The following is a 17,754-nucleotide window of genomic DNA, read 5'->3' on the forward strand; positions in this document are numbered from 1 at the left end:
AAACTGTCCGGTTTATCCCCCCATCTCGCTTGTATAGTGCAGACTTTTGCATTATCTAGTATTGAGGATTGAACCGCAGGGTGGTTACGACCGCCCCAATACCCCCGGACCGCAGGAATTGGTCCGCTCCACAGCGAATGGTTACAAGGATGATAAATACCATGGATCGCGCTGGCATTCCCGTGCGCGCCGCCCTGGCGGTGCTCGCCTTCGCCGGTGCCGCCCCCGTCTCCGCTGCCCCCCTGCCGGAGTTGTTTACCGATACCCAGGTGGCACTCGTATGGCCAGTGTTGCTGGCCACAGCGCTGGTGGCGACAGCGGTTGCCGCCCTTTTTATACGGCAGCGCGCCGGGCACGCCGCAATGCAATCGAGCGCCACTATCGAGCGCCTCAAGTCCGACAACACCAAGTTGTACCGGCGCCTGCAGGCCACCAACAACGAGGTCGCCCGGCGCGACGTACAGCTTAGTGAAACCCGCGACACCGTTGAGCTGCTCCGGCAGGAGCGCAACGATGTGCACGCCACCATCAACCACCGGCTCCAGCGCCCCCTGGAAGCTGTGCAGGGTACCCTCAACCTGCTCCTGCGGGGTGGCGACCCCGAGTCGGCCGGGCTGGCGGAAATGGCACAGCGGCAACTGGAAGCCGCCCTGCAGGCCCTGTCCCAACTGCGGCGACGCGGCGGTGCAGATATCCCGGTCGCAGAGCCCGGCACCCAGCCCGCCCGCTCATCGGGCAGCCTGTCGGTATTACTGGTGGAGAACGAAGAGCAGGACACCCTGCTGGGGGCGCTGGAGCAACGGGGACACCGGGTCGTGCGTATGACCAATGGCCTCGACGGCGCCGAGGCCGCGGGCCGGGACAAATTCGACCTGGTGCTACTCGACTGCGACCTGGGCCAGCTGGATTGTGTCGAGGTGACCCGCAAGATCCGGCGGCATTCCGGCCGCGACCTGCCGATTTTTGCGCTGGTCAATGCCCTGCTGGGCGGCGAGAAGGAGCGCTACCAGGCCGAGGGGCTGACCGGGGTGCTCGCCCGGCCGGTGATGGATACACAGCTGCAGCAGCTGCTCAACTGGGTCTCCCGCCGCGCCCGGCAACAGCCGCGCCGCCCGGCCAAGGCGGACACCTCCCGCCTGCTGAACCCCGCCACGCTGGAGCGCCAGCGGGACACGCTGGGCCACCTGGCCTTTGCCGAGTTGCTCAGCAGCCGCATTGCTGCCCTGCCCAAGCGCATCACCTCCCTTACCAGCGCCCTGACTGGCCGCCATTGGCTGGATGCGGAACAGCAGGCGCGCTCCGCGGCCGCCAGCTCCGAGGAAGTCGGCCTCGAGGCCATCGCCTCTCGCCTGCGCACGCTGGCCGACTCTCTGGGCACCGACAGTGAGCGCGAGTACTGTCGCCACCAACGCACGGAAGTACTGAATATGATGCGCTCTTCCATCCAGCAGCTGAAGGCCTGGCGGGACCGCAACGTGCACACCGCCTGGGCGTTAAAGTGAGCCGCGCACGCGGCGGTGCGAAATGGGGTCCGGCTTGAAAAGCGGTATCGGGGCCGCACTATAATGGCCGGAACCCCTTGTGAGAGAAGCGATGACCGAGCAATACCCGATCCAGAACCAGGAAGCACGCGAGCAGTCCGGGCGTGACCTTGCCACCCTCGTTTACCTGATCCAGGCCATCAGCCTGTTTACCGCGGTGCCCTTCTTTGTCGGGGTGCTGATCAACTACGTCAAGCGCGGCGACGTGCGCGGCACCATGGCCGAGTCGCATTTCCGCTGGCAGATCCGTACTTTCTGGTTCAGCCTGCTGTGGTTTGTGATCGGCTCCCTGACCTGGTGGATCATGGGCCTCGGCTTCCTGATCCTGGGCATCAGCTGGGTGTGGGTGGTCTACCGCGTGGTACGTGGCTGGCTGACACTGGCAGACAACCGGCCCGCTTACTGACCGGTAACCGACCTCGCATACCAGCCCGCTGCCTTGCTGGCGGCGGGCGACATTATCCCCTCCAGCGCCAATTGCACCGCCTAGAAACCGCCGCCCAGGGCCAGCATAAAGAGGTCCGGTGGCAGTTGCTGGCCGTTTACCCGCAGGTCACCGCGATTGACCTCCAGGAGCATCTGCAGCTCATCACCCTCCTGCAGCAACAGGCCGTATTCCCGCAACGCGATGGCCTGCCCCACCAGCGGCGACTGCATCAATGCCTGCTCGGCGGAAGTGAACGTCATGGTCCCCACCAGCGGCTGCAGCCACTGGCCGGGGGCCTGCTTTGCCGGCCGCATCCCCGCCGGCATGCCACGCCAGTCCATATCCAGGTCCATCAGCATGGGACCATTGGCCGACTGGATTGCCGCCTGTTGCTGGAGCTGCAATGGCCTGCGCATGATCTCGGGCCAGTCGCGCTCTGCCGCGGGCACCAGCAACAGGGCATGGAGGAAATGCCCCAGGTCCGCCAGCGCAATATCCGGCAGGGTTACCTGCTGCTGCAAGGATGAGACCGGGGTGGCAGACTGGACCTGTGGCACCTGTAGATCGGAGTGGACTTCGAGGTTCCCGGTATCGAGCCGCCGGGCCCGCAGTGCCAGCGTAGCCTCACGGATTTCCACCGGGCCGGCATCGGAGTCGGCCTTCAGTTCCGGCAGCGACAGGGACAATTCCCCGGATTCGCCCGGAATAAAGCTGAAGCGACCTGTCACTGCAGCGGACGAAAACTTGTCCAGCGCGAACTGGCGACGCTGCACAGCGCCGATCTCCAGCGTACCGGCGACCGCAGTGCCGGCATAATCGCTCTCGACCACGATTTCGGCCCCGCCGAAACTCAGCTCACCGCCGCTGTCGCTGCGGGTGAAGGGCTCCAGCCTGAGCACATTGCGGACCCTGTTGTCGGCACCCACCAGTGATTCCAGCACCGCCGGGCTATGGTCGAGGCGCCCGTAAATTTTTTCCAGCTGGGCCCGCAGCGCCGGTGCCAGTTGTTCCACCGACAGGCGGGTCTCGCTGTAGAGCAGGCCCACCCGCGGGCCTGCAGCCGTAAACACCACCGGGCCGTGCTGGATCTCGCTGCGCAGTCGGGTGTCACCGTCACGACCACTGACCCGTGTGCCCGCCTCGGCTCCGAACCAGCCCCGCTGGTAGCCGGTGTTATCGGCCCCCTGCAGGCGCGCGAACTGCTGCTGCCACTGCTGCTCCACCTGAGGACCGATAAATCCGGGGGCGGCGAGGGCAACAACAACCAGCAGGAACGTGAGGGCGAGGAGGGAAATCTTCAGCAGTTTCATCGGCATTGCAGTTTCGGTGACTTTGCGCCGATGTTAGCAGATTCTGTATGGCAGGGGCCGCCCGAAGGGGCTCAGGCAGCCCCCGGGCGGTGGGGATCAGCCAGTGATGGCCCGGGCAACACGGGAGTTACTCTCGCGGCCCAGCTCGGCGGAGATGAAGTTTCCGGCCGCAACCAGCTTGTGCAGGTCGACCCCGGTGTCGATATCCAGGCCATTGAGCATATAGAGCACATCCTCGCTGGCCACATTGCCAGAGGCACCGCGGGCATAGGGACAGCCTCCCAGCCCGGCCACGGCCGAATCCACCACCGTCACCCCGGCCTGCAACGCCGCATAGATGTTTGCCAGCGCCTGGCCGTAGGTATCGTGGAAGTGCACCGCCAGCTTTTCCATGGGCACGCACGCGGCCACCGTCTCGACCATTTTGCGTGCGGCCTCCGGGGTGCCGACGCCGATGGTGTCACCCAGTGAAATCTCGTAACAGCCCATCTGCAGCAGCGCGGCGCTCACCTCGGCTACCTTTTCCGGAGCGATATCGCCCTCGTAGGGGCAGCCCAGCACACAGGACACGTAGCCGCGCACCCGGATACCGTCAGCGCGCGCCTGCTCCAGCAGCGGGCGAAAGCGCTCCAGGCTCTCGGCGATGGAGCAATTGATATTCTTCTGCGTAAACGACTCGGACGCGGCACCGAACACCGCCACCTCGTCGGCGCGGGCCTGCAGGGCCCGCTCGTAGCCCTTCATGTTTGGGGTCAGCGCGCTGTAAGTAATTCCGGGGCGGCGCTCGATCGCAGCCAGAACTTCCTCACTGGCGGCCATCTGCGGCACCCATTTCGGGCTGACAAAACTGCCCGCCTCAATCACCGGCAGGCCGGCGGCGCTGAGACGGTCCACCAGCGCCACCCGCGTGGCCACGGAAATTTCCTGTTTTTCATTCTGCAGGCCATCGCGCGGGCCCACCTCAACCATTTTTACTTTTGCTGGCAGCGACACGCTTATTCCTCCGCGACAAAATCAATCAACAGGCTGCCGCCGTCCACCAGTTCCCCGGCGGCACAGAAATACTGCTGCAGGGTACCGGCAGCCGGCGCGCGCAGGGTGTGCTCCATTTTCATTGCCTCCATCACCAGCAGCGGTTGATCCTTTTCCACCGCACTACCGGGTTCCACCAGCAGGGAGACAATGGTGCCGTTCATGGGCGCTTCCAGTCCCAGCGCATGTTCGCCGCCCTCACCGATATCCGGCGGCAGCAGGCGGTACTCTACCTGCCCGCCATCGAAAAAGACCGAGCCGCCCTCCACGGTATCCACACTGGTCAGTGTCACGCGGCGGCCGTCCGGCAATGAAATATCTTCGCCGGGTAACAGGCGCAGTTCGCCGTCCAGGTCTTCCGCATCGTCGGCGGAGCATTGCCATTGCAACCGGTCACCCACCACCGAGAAACTGAGCTGTGCGTGCAGGCCGTGGTAGTCGACCACATGGTTGCGCTGGCTGGTCAGGTTGCTGCGCCAGTTATCCCCGGCATGCCATGGCGAATACTGGTCCCCGGCCGGTGCCCGCCCACGCATCTCGCGCACTTCGCGGCGATGGATCGCCACCGCCATAGCTGCGCACTTGAGCGGCGTGAGGCTCCGCTGCGGCTGCAATACCTCATCGGCATGGTCGTCGATAAAGTGGGTGGTGACACGACCTTCGGCAAAGTCCGGCTGGTTGATCACCCGGCGCAGGAATTCAATGTTGTGGCGCACCCCGGCGATCTGGTATTCCCCCAGCGCGCGGTCCAGCTTCGCCAGGGCTTCGCGGCGATTGCGGCCATGGCAGATCAGCTTGGCGATCATCGGGTCGTAATGCACGCTGATTTCATCGCCGTCACGCACACCGGTATCCACGCGCACGGAATCGGTCTCGCTCGGCGGGCGATGACGCAGCAGCGTGCCGGTAGCCGGCAGGAAATCGCTGTCCGGATCCTCGGCATAAATCCGCACTTCCATGGCGTGGCCATCGATCTGCAGGTCGTCCTGCTCCAGGGGCAGTGGCTCGCCCGCGGCCACTGCCAGCTGCCAGGCCACCAGGTCCTGGCCGCTGATCATCTCGGTCACCGGGTGCTCAACCTGCAGGCGGGTATTCATTTCCATGAAATAGAAGTCGCCGCTGGCATCGAGCAGGAATTCCACCGTGCCGGCACCCACATACCCGATGGCATGGGCCGCGCGCAGGGCCGCCTCACCCATTTCACGACGCAGGTCCTCGTCCAGGCCCGGCGCCGGCGCTTCCTCCACCACCTTCTGGTGGCGGCGCTGCACGGAACAGTCGCGCTCGAACAGGTAGACACCATTTTCCTGCCCATCACAGAAAACCTGGATTTCCACATGGCGCGGGCTCAGAACATAGCGCTCCACCAGCATCAGGTCGTCCCCGAAGGCGTTCTGGGCCTCGCGCTTGGCCGCTTCCAGCGCGTCATGGAAGTCCTTCGCACTGTCCACCCGGCGCATGCCCTTGCCGCCGCCGCCGGCCGCCGCTTTCAGCAGCACCGGGTAACCGATACGCTCGGCGTGTTCGGCCAGGGTCCCGGCATCCTGGTCGTTGCCGTGGTAGCCGGGCACCAGCGGGACATTGGCTTCCTCCATAATCCGCTTGGCCGCGGACTTGGAGCCCATCGCTTCGATGGCAGAAGCCGGCGGCCCGACAAAAATAATGTCCGCCTCGGCGCAGGCACTGCAGAACACGGCATTCTCGGACAGGAAACCGTAACCCGGGTGAATGGCATCGGCGCCAGTCTGCCGGGCGGCCCCGATTACCTTGTCGATATCCAGGTAGGATTCCCGTGCCGGGGCCGGCCCCAGGCGCACCGCCTCGTCGGCCAACTGCACATGCAATGCGTTGGCGTCGGCATCGGAATACACGGCCACAGTCGCCACACCCAGGCGACGGGCAGTGCGGATTACGCGGCAGGCGATCTCGCCGCGATTGGCAATCAACAGTTTGCGAATCATGCTTTGCTCTTCATTCACTGTGGCCGCCGGCTATCGGCCCGGCAGCCTGTCTTGCTGTTAAAGGGCGCTCAGTCGCTGCCTTTCATCCACTCCGGGGCACGCTTGTCGAGGAACGCCTGCAGGCCTTCCTGCCCCTCCGGGGAAACGCGCACCGCGGCGATCAGGGCACTGGTCTGACCCTGCAACTCCTCGTTCACCACGCGGTTGGACATGGACATCGCCAGCTGCTTGGCCATCGCCACAGCGCGGGGGCCATTGTCGGTGATCGCGTTGACCAGCTTCTGCACGGTCAGGTCCAGCTCGCCCTCGGGGCAGACCTCGGATACCAGGCCGATCTCCCGCGCACGTTCGGCGGAGAAACGTTCGGCGGTGACAAAGTAGCGGCGCGCCTGGCGCGCACCGATGGCGTTGATCACGTAAGGGCTGATGGTGGCCGGCAACAGGCCGATCTTGACCTCGGACAGGGAGAAGCTGGCACGCTCGCTCGCCACAGCGATATCGCAGCAGCTCACCAGCCCCACGGCACCGCCGAAAGCTGCGCCCTGGACGCGGGCGATGGTGGGCGCGGGGAAGTTATCCAGCTTGTACAGCATCGCCGCCAGGCCCGCGGCATCGCGGCGGTTGTCCTCCTCGGAATAGTTCGCCATGCGCTTCATCCAGTTGAGGTCGGCACCGGCGGAAAAGCTTTTGCCCTCCGAAGCCAGCACCAGCGCGCGTACCCCGGGCTGCTGCGACAGGCGGTCGAAAGTTTCGCCCAGCTGGTGGATGAGGTCATCGTCGAAGGCGTTGTGAATTTCCGGTCTGTTGAGGGTAACCGTAGCCACACCTTCGCTGTCGACTTCGCTCAGCAGCTTGTCACTCATAATCGGGTCCTTGTCTTCGGGCGTGTTTCAATTTCTTGCAGGAGCAGCCACCGGCCGCCCCATTTACATCCGGAATACGCCGAACTTGGTCTCTTCCGGCTCGCGATGGGTTGCGGCAGCCAGGCACAGGCCGAGAACACGCCGGGTATCCGCAGGGTCGATCACCCCATCGTCCCACAACCGGGCGGATGCATAATAGGGATGCCCCTGGTGTTCGTAGTCATCGACGATCGGCTGCCGGAATGCCTGCTCCTCATCGGCGCTCCATTGCTCGCCGCGGGCCTCCATCTGGTCGCGCTTGACCTGGGCCAGCACCCCGGCCGCCTGCTCACCGCCCATCACCGAAATACGGGCGTTGGGCCACATGAACAGGAAATTGGGGTCGTAAGCGCGGCCGCACATGCCGTAATTGCCGGCACCGAAAGAGCCGCCGATCAGGATGGTGATCTTCGGCACCCTGGCAGTGGCAACCGCGGTCACCATCTTGGCACCGTGCTTGGCGATGCCGCCAGCCTCGTACTGCTTGCCTACCATAAAGCCGGTGATGTTCTGCAGGAATACCAGCGGGATATTGCGCTGGGCGCACAGCTCAATAAAGTGCGCGCCTTTCTGGGCGCTTTCGGCGAACAGGATGCCGTTGTTGGCGACGATACCCACCGGGTAGCCATGTATACGGGCAAAGCCGGTCACCAGGGTGGTACCGTACAGGGCCTTGAACTCATCGAACTCGGAACCATCCACCACGCGCGCGATAATTTCGCGCACGTCGTAGGGCTGGCGCGAGTCGGCGGGAACCACACCGTAGATTTCCTCTGGCGGGTAAATTGGCTCCACCGGGCGCTGCACATCCAGGCCCGGTTGCTTCATGCGGTTGAGGCGGCTGACCGAGCGGCGTGCCAGCTCCAGCGCATGCACGTCATTGTTGGCATAGTGGTCGGACACACCGGAGGTCCTGCAGTGCACCTCGGCCCCACCCAGCTCCTCGGCCGAGACCACTTCCCCGGTTGCGGCTTTCACCAGCGGCGGGCCGGCCAGGAAAATGGTGGCCTGCTCTTTTACCATGATCGACTCGTCCGCCATCGCCGGCACGTAGGCGCCGCCAGCGGTACAGCTGCCCATCACCACGGCAATCTGCGGAATATTTTTCGCCGACAGGTTGGCCTGGTTGAAGAAGATACGGCCAAAGTGCTCGCGGTCCGGGAAGACATCATCCTGGCGCGGCAGGTTGGCACCGCCGGAATCCACCAGGTAAATACACGGCAGGTTATTCTGCTCGGCGATGGCCTGGGCCCGCAGGTGTTTTTTCACCGTCAGGGGGTAATAGGTCCCCCCCTTTACCGTGGCGTCGTTGGCGACAATCACACATGGCTGGCCGGACACTGTGCCGATCCCGGTGATGATACCGGCCGCCGGCACTTCCTCGCCGTAAACATCGTGGGCGGCGAGCTGGGAAAACTCCAGGAAAGGGCAGCCCGGGTCCAGCAGCGCGTCAATGCGATCCCGCGGCAACAGCTTGCCGCGGGCCAGGTGTTTTTCCCGAGCGCGCTCACCGCCGCCCCGGGCAATGGTTTCCACTTTGTCGCGCAGGTCCGCGACCAGTTTTTCCATCTGCTCGCGGTTTGCCGTGAAAGCCCCGTCGCGGGTGTTAATTTTGCTCTGTAGCTGGTTCATAAACTCTGATTCGCCTTTGAAGGTAAACCTTGTCTGGGCTGTAGGGGCGGCCCGGGGCCGCTCCTACGACAATTTTGCGGTGGTGACCGGTCAGCGGGTCTCGTTAAACAGCTCGCGGCCGATCAGCATGCGGCGCACCTCTGAGGTGCCGGCGCCGATCTCGTACAGCTTGGCGTCGCGCAGCAGGCGTCCGGTGGCGTACTCATTGATATAGCCATTGCCGCCCAGGGTCTGGATTGCCTGCAGGGCCATCTGGGTAGCGCGCTCGGCGGTAAACAGGATCACCGCAGCAGCATCCTTGCGCGAGTCTTCACCGCGATCACAGGCTTGCGCCACCGCATACAGGTAGGAGCGGCTGGCGTTGAGGTCGGCGTACATGTCGGCGAGCTTGCCCTGCATCAGCTGGAACTCGCCGATCGCCTTGCCAAACTGCTTGCGTTCGTGCACATAGGGCACCACGACATCCAGGCAGGCCTGCATGATGCCCACCGGGCCGCCGGAGAGGATAGTGCGTTCGTAGTCGAGGCCGCTCATCAATACCCGCACGCCGCCGTTCAGCTCGCCGAGGATATTTTCTTCCGGCACTTCACAGTCCTCGAATACCAGCTCACAGGTGTTGGAGCCACGCATGCCCAGCTTGTCGAGTTTCTGCGCCTGGGAGAATCCCTTGAAGCCGCGCTCGACGATAAAAGCGGTGATGCCACCGGAACTGATGCCCGGTTCGGTGCGCGCATAGATCACGTAGGTATCGGCATCGGGACCGTTGGTGATCCACATCTTGTTGCCATTGAGGATAAAGCGATCGCCTTTCTTCTCCGCGCGCAACTGCAGGCTGACCACGTCAGAACCGGAGTTGGGCTCGCTCATGGCCAGGGCGCCGACATGTTCGCCGGAACAGAGCTTGGGCAGGTATTTCGCCTTCTGCTCGCGGGTACCGTTCTTGCGGATCTGGTTGACGCAGAGGTTGGAGTGGGCCCCGTAGGACAGGCCAACGGAAGCCGAGGCGCGGGAGATCTCCTCCATCGCCACCGCATGGGCCAGGTAACCCATGTTGGAGCCACCGAATTCCTCCTCGACGGTCATCCCCAGCAGGCCCAGCTCGCCAAACTTTTTCCACATGTCGGCCGGGAACAGGTTGTCCTCGTCGATCTGTGCCGCCCGTGGCGCCAGTTCTGCCTGGCAGAACTTGTAGACCATATCGCGCAGCATATCGATCTCTTCGCCGAGGCCGAAGTTGAGGGTGCGGTAGGCGGTATTCATAGCGACTCCGTGTATCTGTCTCTCATCAGTGATCTCTGGTTTTTGCCAGCGAGGCCCGGGTACGGGCCTCCGCTTCGTCCAGTTCGCCCATCAGGCTCTGGATATCGCGCAGCTGTTGCTGCAGCTGCGCGCGTTTCTGTTTGATGTGTTGCAGCAGTCGCTGCAGCTGTTCGACATTGCCGTGTTCGGGGTCGTACATGTCGATGATTTCGCGGCTCTCATCCAGGGAGAAACCCAGTCGCTTGCCGCGCAGGATCAGCATCAGCCGTACCCGGTCCTCGGGGCGGTAGACACGGGTCTGGCCGCGGCGGGCCGGGCTGATCAGGCCCTTGTCCTCGTAAAAGCGGATGGCGCGGGTAGTGATACCGAACTCGCGGGCCAGGTCGGAAATGCTGTAACTGCTGGGTTCGGCACCCGCCACGGATTCCGTTTCGGGTTTGCTCTGCTCGGACTTCATAGTGGCTTCCTGAAAGAGTGTCAGGAGCCTAGCAGAGCTTTACGTTAACGTAAACGTAAAGGGAGGAGGTAAAACCGACCCAGGCAGATCCGCCAGTCACACTGGCGGGCCGGGCGGTAAGGAAAAGAGGAATCAGGCGCCCTGCAGTTGCCGCAGTTGGCTGTCCAGCAGCTTCTGGTAGGTGTCATCCAGGCCGGTAACCGCGGCACCCCAACTGGCGGAGTGCACCGCGATGCGCCCTTTCAGGGACGGTGCCTCGAGCAGGTCATCGTGCAAGGCCAGGTCGCGGGCCTGGCCCAGCAACGGCTCACCGCCGAAATCCGCCGGCTCCAGCGCTGCCGGCACCACAGCGGTGGCCAGCTGCAGGCCACTGGAGCGGCCGCCGGCCTGTAACTCGCGCAGCAACAGGCCACAGCAAACGGCCCGGAAAGCGGCATCGTCACCGCAGAAGCCCAGTCCCTGCTGGGGACCGGCATGCTTCAGCGGCCGCGCGTCGTAGATCCTGCCCAGCAGGGCCAGGCGTTCCCGCAGCTCATCCTGCAATCGCTCCAGCGCCGAGCGGCTCAACTGGTTACCCAGCTGGCTCCAGTTCAGCGGGCGCAGGTAGAGTCCCACCAGGACCTCCGGCTCCGGTTGCGGCGCCGGGCGGGCCGCCACCACCGGCGTGCGCCGGGCCGCCAGGCTGCCGACCGCCAGAGCCGCCGCCGCACTGACCGGCAGCGCGAACACCAGGCTCAGTAACAGGCTTGCCCAGGGGTAGCGCACGCCCTCGCCCGGCTGCAGGTGGACAATCACGTTGCCGGCGATACTGTCGTGCAACACCACCGGTGCGCTGACGGTCTCCCCACTATCCAGGTCGCCCCCCTGCGCCAGCGCGCTGGACTCCACGTCCTGGATCGCGATCCCGGAGATCACCGGCATTTCCAGCATATTCCTGGCCAGCAGCTGCAGGCTGATGCGATCACCAGCGACGATACTCTCGAGGCTCTGGCTGGCCACGAAGGCCGCGGCCACCTCCGCGGTGACCCGGTCGCGGGCGATCGCCGCGTCGCGCTGGCCGGCATAGTAGTTGCTGAGCGCCACCGCGCAGAAACAGGCCAGCACCAGCCAGATACCGGCGGCAATCAGCTGCTGGCGGAGGTGCCGCGGCATCCCGGCGTAAACTCGCTGGATTTCTTTTTTCAGGGCATTCATGGATAGGGCGCGTATTCTTGGGTTTATCACGTTGCCGTGGATTTTAGCGAATAAAGTCCCGGGGGCTATAATGCCCGCCCCGCAAAAACCAAAACACGGAAGGGCACTATGGGCGCAACGCCAGACTACCGGGAATTCCGGCTCCCCCTGGAAACACTGATGGAACCTGCAACGGACTGCCCATTGCACTACCTGGATTACCAGGGCGGCGCAGCGCGGGTCGGGATCGGGTACCGGGACACCCCACCCTTCGACGCCAGCCCGTCGGACACTGTCGCGATGCCCGACACCGCCGCCGCGGTCACGGCCCCCTGGTGCGTCACCCTGCTCTCGCCTGCGGCGACCCTGGAGCAACTGCGCGCCCTGCTGGGATTTTTCCGCGAGCAGGGCTGGGCCCTGCAGGCCGCAGACACCCTGTCGCGAGCGCGGGAGCGCACGGTGATCCGCTTCCAGTTGCAGGCGGAACTGGAATTCAACCCGGCGCGGCACGCCTGCCTGCAACTGGCGGAAAGGCTTGGCGTGGACCTGGTGCTGCAGGCCGGCGTTACCCAACAGCCACCGCGACTGGCCGGCTTCGACATGGACTCGACCCTGATCGACGCCGAGGTAATCGACGAGCTGGCCCGGATCACCGGCATTGGCGATCGCGTGGCTGCCATTACCGAGGCTGCCATGCGGGGAGAACTGGATTTCCGCCAGAGTTTCAAAAAGCGCATGGCCCTGCTACAGGGTTTCTCCGAGCAGCGCCTGGCTGACATCGCCCCGCAGCTGCCGATCAAGGAGGGCGCGCGCGAACTGCTGCAGGCCCTGCGGGCCCTGGGCTGCAAGACGGCAATCCTCTCTGGTGGGTTTACCTATTTCGCACACTACCTGCAGCGGGAAAAGCTGGCGGTGGATTTCGTCCACGCCAATGAGCTGGAGTTCGCCGACGGTGTACTCACCGGGGAAGTCATCGAACCGATCGTGGACGGCCAGCGAAAGCGTATCCTGCTGGAGCAGATGGCCGCGGAACATGGCCTGGCACTGGAGAGTGTGATTGCAGTGGGAGACGGGGCCAACGATATCCCCATGCTGAACCTGGGGGCACTGGGCATCGCGATTCACCCCAAACCCAAGGTGCGCCTGGAAGCCCCCCAGGCCATCACCCATTTCGGGCTCGATGCGGCTCTTTACCTGTTTGGCCTCAACGACCAACAGATTGCCCTGCTGCAGGCCGACTGAACTGCAGCAGTGAGCTGCCGCTACGAATCAGCTGACGGCGAAGGCGTGCGGGAAAGGCAATGACGGTGGCTTGCCGCGCTCGAAGCACGCCTGCTCACTGCAGCCGGCAAAGGCCAACAATGCGAATAAACCAAAAATTTTTAACCAGCGCATCGTCCCGCGGCTCCTGTGTGTTTCTGCCTGAATCGCTCGTCCGTGAACGGGCCCGGATAGCCGGGGGAACAGGCCAAAAATAATCCGTCCCGACCACCATATCTGACCACTTTACTGTACTTCCGGTTTCCGCGGGTAGCCGCCCGGATGCCAAGGTGGCAGCTGATTCTACAACTCTTTCAATCGCTGTGAACCCCTGCGCGGGTGGGCGGTGCCCGGCCGGGCATTGGCAGGTTACCGGTGTCCGCGTTACCGGCACTGGTGACTGAGGTTCCCGGCCGGGCACCGCGGGTGGCGGGCCAGCCGGGATCGCGGCTGTTACTGGGCGTCGTCGCCGTAAATGATGCGGCTGTTCACCTTGACTGTCAGCGGGTGATAGCCGGGCTTGGCCTCTTCAAAAATCTCCGCCGCCATTTCCTGCTTGCCGCTCTCCACCAGGTTGCGATACAGCGGGCGCAGGAACTTATTGCGACCGATTTCGGTGAGGAAGCTCTCCAGGCGCCCGAAGGCGGGCTGGTAGTCGTTGCGCACGGCAATCATCAGCCAGCTGAAAGCGATCTCGTTGTTTGTTGACTCGGTCAGGTTGAAGGCGCTGTCCAGCTCCTCCAGCTGCTCGTCACTGAGCTCTTCCGGCATACCATCGAGGAAATACTTCCACTGGTGATAGGTCCACTCCCCGGTATCGATGTCCTTCGCGGCGATCTCGCCGTCCAGCCACTGCTGGCGCACCGGGTCGATCTTGCTGAAGGCATCGGACTGCGGCTGCGGCGCACCCTCGGGGATGCCCGGTTCAAAAATCCACTCGCGGATCCGCGCCTCATCGAGCTTGTCCGGGTACTGCTTGAGCAGGGTCTGCTGCAGGTACTCGATAAAGTCCTCAGTGGTGATGCTCTCGAACGCGAAGTTGTTGAAGTACTCCAGCAGGAACTGGTCAAACGCCTCGCGGCCAATCTTCTGTTCCAGCTCATACAGGAACAGGGAGCCCTTCTCATAGGGGATATTGGAAAACACCTTGTCCGGGTCGCGACCACGCAGGTCGATGGCCATGATCTCGTCGCGGCTGTCCAGGTCTTCCAGGTCCGCCTGCAGGTCGTCATAGCCCAGCGCCATCTCCATACGATAGCGCTGGTCACCGTAGATATTCTGCATGATGCGGTTGGTCAGGTATGTGGTGAAACCCTCGTTCAGCCACAGGTCGCGCCAGCTGGCATTGGTCACCAGGTTGCCGGACCAGGAGTGCGCCAGCTCGTGAGCAATCAGGGCCACCAGGCTCTTGTCGCCGGCGATCACGGTCGGGGTAATAAAGCTCAGGCGCGGGTTCTCCATGCCGCCGAAGGGGAAACTGGGTGGCAGGATCAAGAGGTCGTAGCGGTCCCAGCGATAGGGGCCATAGGCCTCTTCGGTCGCCTCGAGCATGGACTCGGTATCCTCAAATTCCGCTGCGGCGGAATCGAGCAGCTCCGGCTCGGCATAGACGCCGGTGCGCTCGCCCATGGGCTTGAACTCCAGGTCGCCCACGGCCAGCGCCAGCAGGTAAGACGGGATCGGCTGCGGCATTTCAAACTCGTAAACGCCGTCTTTCTCCGTCTTTGGGTCATTGTTCGCACTCATCACCGCCAGCAGCTCTTCCGGCGTGCGGATGGTGGCGTTGTAGGTGATGCGCACCTGCGGTGAATCCTGCAGCGGCACGAAGCTGCGCGCGTGAATGGCCTGCGCCTGGGTAAACAGGAACGGGTGTTCACCGCCGGCGGTCTGCTGCGGCTCCAGCCATTGGACACCGGAAGCGGCCGGCGAGGTCTGGTAGCGGATGGCGACACGGGTGGCATTCTTGGGCAGCTGGATGTTCAGCGGCGTCCCCAGGTCCGGGTCGGTTTTACCCATGGAGAACTCTACCGGCTTCAGTTCCCCGCCGTGGCCGGCGCGCACCGCCTCAACCTTGATGTCGCGGGTATCCAGCACCATCGGCGGATTCTTTTGCGTCAGGCGCTTGAAGTCGAGTACCGCTTCGCCCTCGAGTACCTTGCGGTCAAAATCCACCGTCAGGTCGAGGTCCAGGTGCCGTACACGGTAGTCACCGGTGTTGGCGAAAGAGTGATAGTCCACACCCGATTCCGGCGCCTGGGCACTCCCCTGGTCCTCCGCGGCGGGCGCTGCATCGGCACCATTCGCGGTAGGCTGGGTTGCTTCGACCTCGGGTTTTGCGGGCTCGCCCGCCGCGCCGTCGGATTCCGGTTTGGAGCAGCCGCTCGCAAGGACGAGGGCGCTGCAGAGCAAACTGCTACAGAGTATGCGGGGCAACATAGATGACTCCAGGTCAATTCTGCTTATTGGTGCTGTAAGGGAAAATCCGGCAAAGCATACCCAAATGACTGCCCGCCGGGAAATCTGTGTCCTGCGGGCCTGTGGGCCCGGCAGGACGAGGGAAGCATCTGTGGCGGGTCAATCGAGACTGAAATCGAAATTCAGGTGCTCGGCGGGCGCCTGCACATAATAGCCCTGGATATAGTCGGTGCCGCTCTGCCAGAGGGTCGGTAACATACTGGCCTGCTCCACATGGGGCACAATCACCCGCGTATTCGCCTCGGCCAGCTGCTGCACCATGTTTACCAGGGTATCGCTGTTCTCCCCCTCATCCTGTACTTCCCGGACAAAGGACGGATCCACCTTGGCGATATCCACGGTGACATGCTCGAGGGTCTTGAAAGGATTGAGACCGGCGCCGAAGCGGCTCACCACTACCCGGCTGCCGAACTCACGCACCTGCTTGATGAAATCCCGTGCCGCATGCAGGTTACTGTTGATATCGCCCTGGCTGACCTGGAATGACACCGATTTCGGTGCCACCTTGGCCGCCTTGAAGGCAACCTTCAGCCAGGCGGTCAAGCCGGAATCCTTCAGCGACGCCGCGGAAATATGTAGCAGCAGGGAAACATCCTTGCCCCGGGCGCGCTGGGCGGCAGCCGCCTTGATTGCGGTCAGGATTATCCAGCGGTCCATCTTGATCGCCAGGCTGTCGTCTCCCAACCCCTCGAGGAATGACAGGGGTGAGAGTTCCTCCTTGCCATCCACCATGCGCACCAGCACCTCGTACATCTGTTCGCCGGTGCCCTGCAGGCTGAGCACCGGCTGGTACAGCAGTTTGAGGTTGCCGGCCTCCAGCGCCTGGATTACCCGCGCGCGGTGGTAGGTATCGGCATCGCCCTCCTGGTCGGCGCCCGGCTCGAACAGCGCGAAACCATTGCCCTGCTCGCTGTCCTGCAGTGCCTGCTCGTGGGCCTGGAGCGCCTGGTCAAGAACCTTCTGGGCATTAACGGAGGCTTCGCTGAGCAGGGACACGCCAATCGATACGGTGACCTGTACCGTCTTGCCGGCAGCATCGAAGATGGTGTCGGCGATTTTCTTCATCAGCTCCCGGGCTCGGTGCTCGGCACTGTCCGGGGTGGTCTCTGCCATCATCAGGCAAAAGCTCTTTTCGCCGTAGCGGGCCACTACGTCACCGCGACGCACGCTCGACTGCAACAGCTCCGCTATTTTCTTCTGCAGCGCATCGGCACCCGCGACGCCGACCGCTTTCTGTACGGTTTCCTCGAAACGATCCACTTCGATATACATCAGGCCACCGGTACGCTGGGAGCTGGCGGCGGCCTTGATCGCGGCGTCGAGCATGCGCAGGAAATGCTGCCGGTTGTAGAGGCCGGTGAGGGGGTCACGGCTCTTGATGTCGCTGAGCTGTGCTTCCAGTTCCTCGGTATTGCCGGAGCTCGCCGCGATACGGACCTGCAGGCAGTTCTCCTCATCGTAGACAGTGGAGAGCACCTCGGCGCGTACCGGCACTGGCCGGCCGGAGGCGGACCTGGCGGTGAATTTCCACTCCTGCGCCTCGACATCGTTATTGTCGATTGCACATTGGCGCAGGAAGGCGCGAGCGTCTTCTTGCTCCCCCTCGGTCACCATATCGATCAGCGGTTGGTACTCCACATCGTCCCGGTCCTTGTACCCGAGGCGCTCGGCCAGGGACTGGTTGGCATAGACGATCAGGCCGTCGGAAATGTAGGCAATAGCGTCCTTGGAGCTGTCGAGCAGCTCCTGGGCCCGGGCCAGCCCGGCGTGATAACGGCGATCATGCATGCGCGCCTGGCGCCGGTTGCGCAGCGCGGTGATCTCCCGCTGGATCACCATCAGCAGGTGCTGGTCCTCATCCACGGTCACCACATCCCGGGCCCCGAGCTTGAGGCCCTCCACCACCGGCTGGGCGCCGCTGCGCTCGGTGAGCAGCAGGACCGGTACATCTTTCTGCAATTTGCTGATGGTGCGCAGGGCCACGGGTGGCGGCACCTGCTTGCTGCTTTCCGCGGCAATCAGGAGATCCCAGGTATTGTCCTGGAGCAACTTTGTCAGTGCTGGCTCACTGGGCACGTGTTGGGCACGATTGGGGCGGCCGGCATTGTGCAGCATGCTGACCAGGCGCTGGGCTTCAGAGGGTGTGTCGTGAATCAGAAGGAGACGAATCGTGTCGTTGCTGCTCATTTATTATGCTCTTGATACTTACATCTGCGGTCCCGGGACGGTGTTACGGGCCGTCAGTGCGCCGCCGCTGGGACAGCGGCGCAAGAGCGCTAAGTGTAGGTCGCGGCGTCGGTGGCTTACAAGAGCGGGTAGCCACC

14 protein-coding genes are annotated in these 17,754 nt (G+C 63.5%); 3 read left to right on the forward strand and 11 right to left on the reverse strand.

Annotated elements, in window-relative coordinates:
• The first annotated feature begins 149 nt into the window (after nt 1-149).
• Nucleotides 150-1,502, forward strand: coding sequence for a response regulator (locus ACH6CX_RS11325; RefSeq protein ID WP_334079134.1), 1,353 nt, complete (start codon nt 150-152; stop codon nt 1,500-1,502).
• A gap of 91 nt (nt 1,503-1,593) precedes the next feature.
• Nucleotides 1,594-1,947 (forward strand): hypothetical protein, encoded by a 354-nt coding sequence (locus ACH6CX_RS11330; protein WP_255774772.1) that lies wholly within the window; start codon nt 1,594-1,596, stop codon nt 1,945-1,947.
• Nucleotides 1,948-2,027: 80 nt separating this feature from the next.
• On the opposite strand, the gene ACH6CX_RS11335 is transcribed toward ACH6CX_RS11330, so the two are convergent.
• From ACH6CX_RS11335 to ACH6CX_RS11370, 8 genes are all read right to left on the reverse strand, one after another.
• Nucleotides 2,028-3,284: a DUF945 family protein gene (locus ACH6CX_RS11335; RefSeq protein ID WP_237064195.1), complete on the reverse strand. Its 1,257-nt coding sequence runs from the start codon at nt 3,282-3,284 to the stop codon at nt 2,028-2,030.
• A gap of 90 nt (nt 3,285-3,374) precedes the next feature.
• Nucleotides 3,375-4,271 carry a hydroxymethylglutaryl-CoA lyase gene (locus tag ACH6CX_RS11340; protein ID WP_232940753.1) on the reverse strand — a complete coding sequence of 299 codons (897 nt, stop codon included), beginning with the start codon at nt 4,269-4,271 and terminating at the stop codon, nt 3,375-3,377.
• A 2-nt stretch (nt 4,272-4,273) separates the two neighbouring features.
• On the reverse strand, nt 4,274-6,271 hold the full coding sequence (locus ACH6CX_RS11345) for an acetyl/propionyl/methylcrotonyl-CoA carboxylase subunit alpha (RefSeq protein WP_334079135.1): 1,998 nt from the start codon (nt 6,269-6,271) through the stop codon (nt 4,274-4,276).
• Nucleotides 6,272-6,339: 68 nt separating this feature from the next.
• Nucleotides 6,340-7,134 carry an enoyl-CoA hydratase/isomerase family protein gene (locus ACH6CX_RS11350; RefSeq protein ID WP_237064194.1) on the reverse strand — a complete coding sequence of 265 codons (795 nt, stop codon included), beginning with the start codon at nt 7,132-7,134 and terminating at the stop codon, nt 6,340-6,342.
• A gap of 63 nt (nt 7,135-7,197) precedes the next feature.
• Nucleotides 7,198-8,805, reverse strand: coding sequence for a carboxyl transferase domain-containing protein (locus tag ACH6CX_RS11355; RefSeq protein WP_232940750.1), 1,608 nt, complete (start codon nt 8,803-8,805; stop codon nt 7,198-7,200).
• A 90-nt stretch (nt 8,806-8,895) separates the two neighbouring features.
• The gene (locus ACH6CX_RS11360; protein WP_232940749.1) at nt 8,896-10,065 is read right to left on the reverse strand and encodes an isovaleryl-CoA dehydrogenase; all 1,170 of its coding nucleotides are present in this window, start codon (nt 10,063-10,065) and stop codon (nt 8,896-8,898) included.
• A 25-nt stretch (nt 10,066-10,090) separates the two neighbouring features.
• Nucleotides 10,091-10,522 (reverse strand): MerR family DNA-binding transcriptional regulator, encoded by a 432-nt coding sequence (locus tag ACH6CX_RS11365; protein ID WP_396675432.1) that lies wholly within the window; start codon nt 10,520-10,522, stop codon nt 10,091-10,093.
• Nucleotides 10,523-10,654: 132 nt separating this feature from the next.
• Complete coding sequence (locus ACH6CX_RS11370) at nt 10,655-11,716, reverse strand: hypothetical protein (protein WP_232940747.1); 1,062 nt, start codon at nt 11,714-11,716, stop codon at nt 10,655-10,657.
• A 159-nt stretch (nt 11,717-11,875) separates the two neighbouring features.
• Between ACH6CX_RS11370 and serB the strand changes: the two genes are divergently transcribed.
• Nucleotides 11,876-12,937, forward strand: coding sequence for a phosphoserine phosphatase SerB (gene serB, locus ACH6CX_RS11375; RefSeq protein ID WP_237064193.1), 1,062 nt, complete (start codon nt 11,876-11,878; stop codon nt 12,935-12,937).
• Between the two features lie 27 nt (nt 12,938-12,964).
• Here the strand turns inward: serB and ACH6CX_RS11380 are convergent, their stop codons facing one another.
• The 3 genes from ACH6CX_RS11380 to ACH6CX_RS11390 form a co-directional block, all read right to left on the reverse strand.
• Entirely contained in the window at nt 12,965-13,090 is a 126-nt protein-coding gene (locus ACH6CX_RS11380) for a hypothetical protein (RefSeq protein ID WP_255701128.1), read from the reverse strand.
• A gap of 318 nt (nt 13,091-13,408) precedes the next feature.
• Nucleotides 13,409-15,391, reverse strand: coding sequence for a M1 family metallopeptidase (locus tag ACH6CX_RS11385; protein WP_237064192.1), 1,983 nt, complete (start codon nt 15,389-15,391; stop codon nt 13,409-13,411).
• Nucleotides 15,392-15,529: 138 nt separating this feature from the next.
• The gene (locus ACH6CX_RS11390; protein ID WP_396675433.1) at nt 15,530-17,617 is read right to left on the reverse strand and encodes an EAL domain-containing protein; all 2,088 of its coding nucleotides are present in this window, start codon (nt 17,615-17,617) and stop codon (nt 15,530-15,532) included.
• Nucleotides 17,618-17,754 lie beyond the last annotated feature (137 nt).

The sequence above is a fragment of the Microbulbifer sp. JSM ZJ756 genome, assembly GCF_044383805.1.
Lineage (GTDB): Bacteria > Pseudomonadota > Gammaproteobacteria > Pseudomonadales > Cellvibrionaceae > Microbulbifer > Microbulbifer zhoushanensis.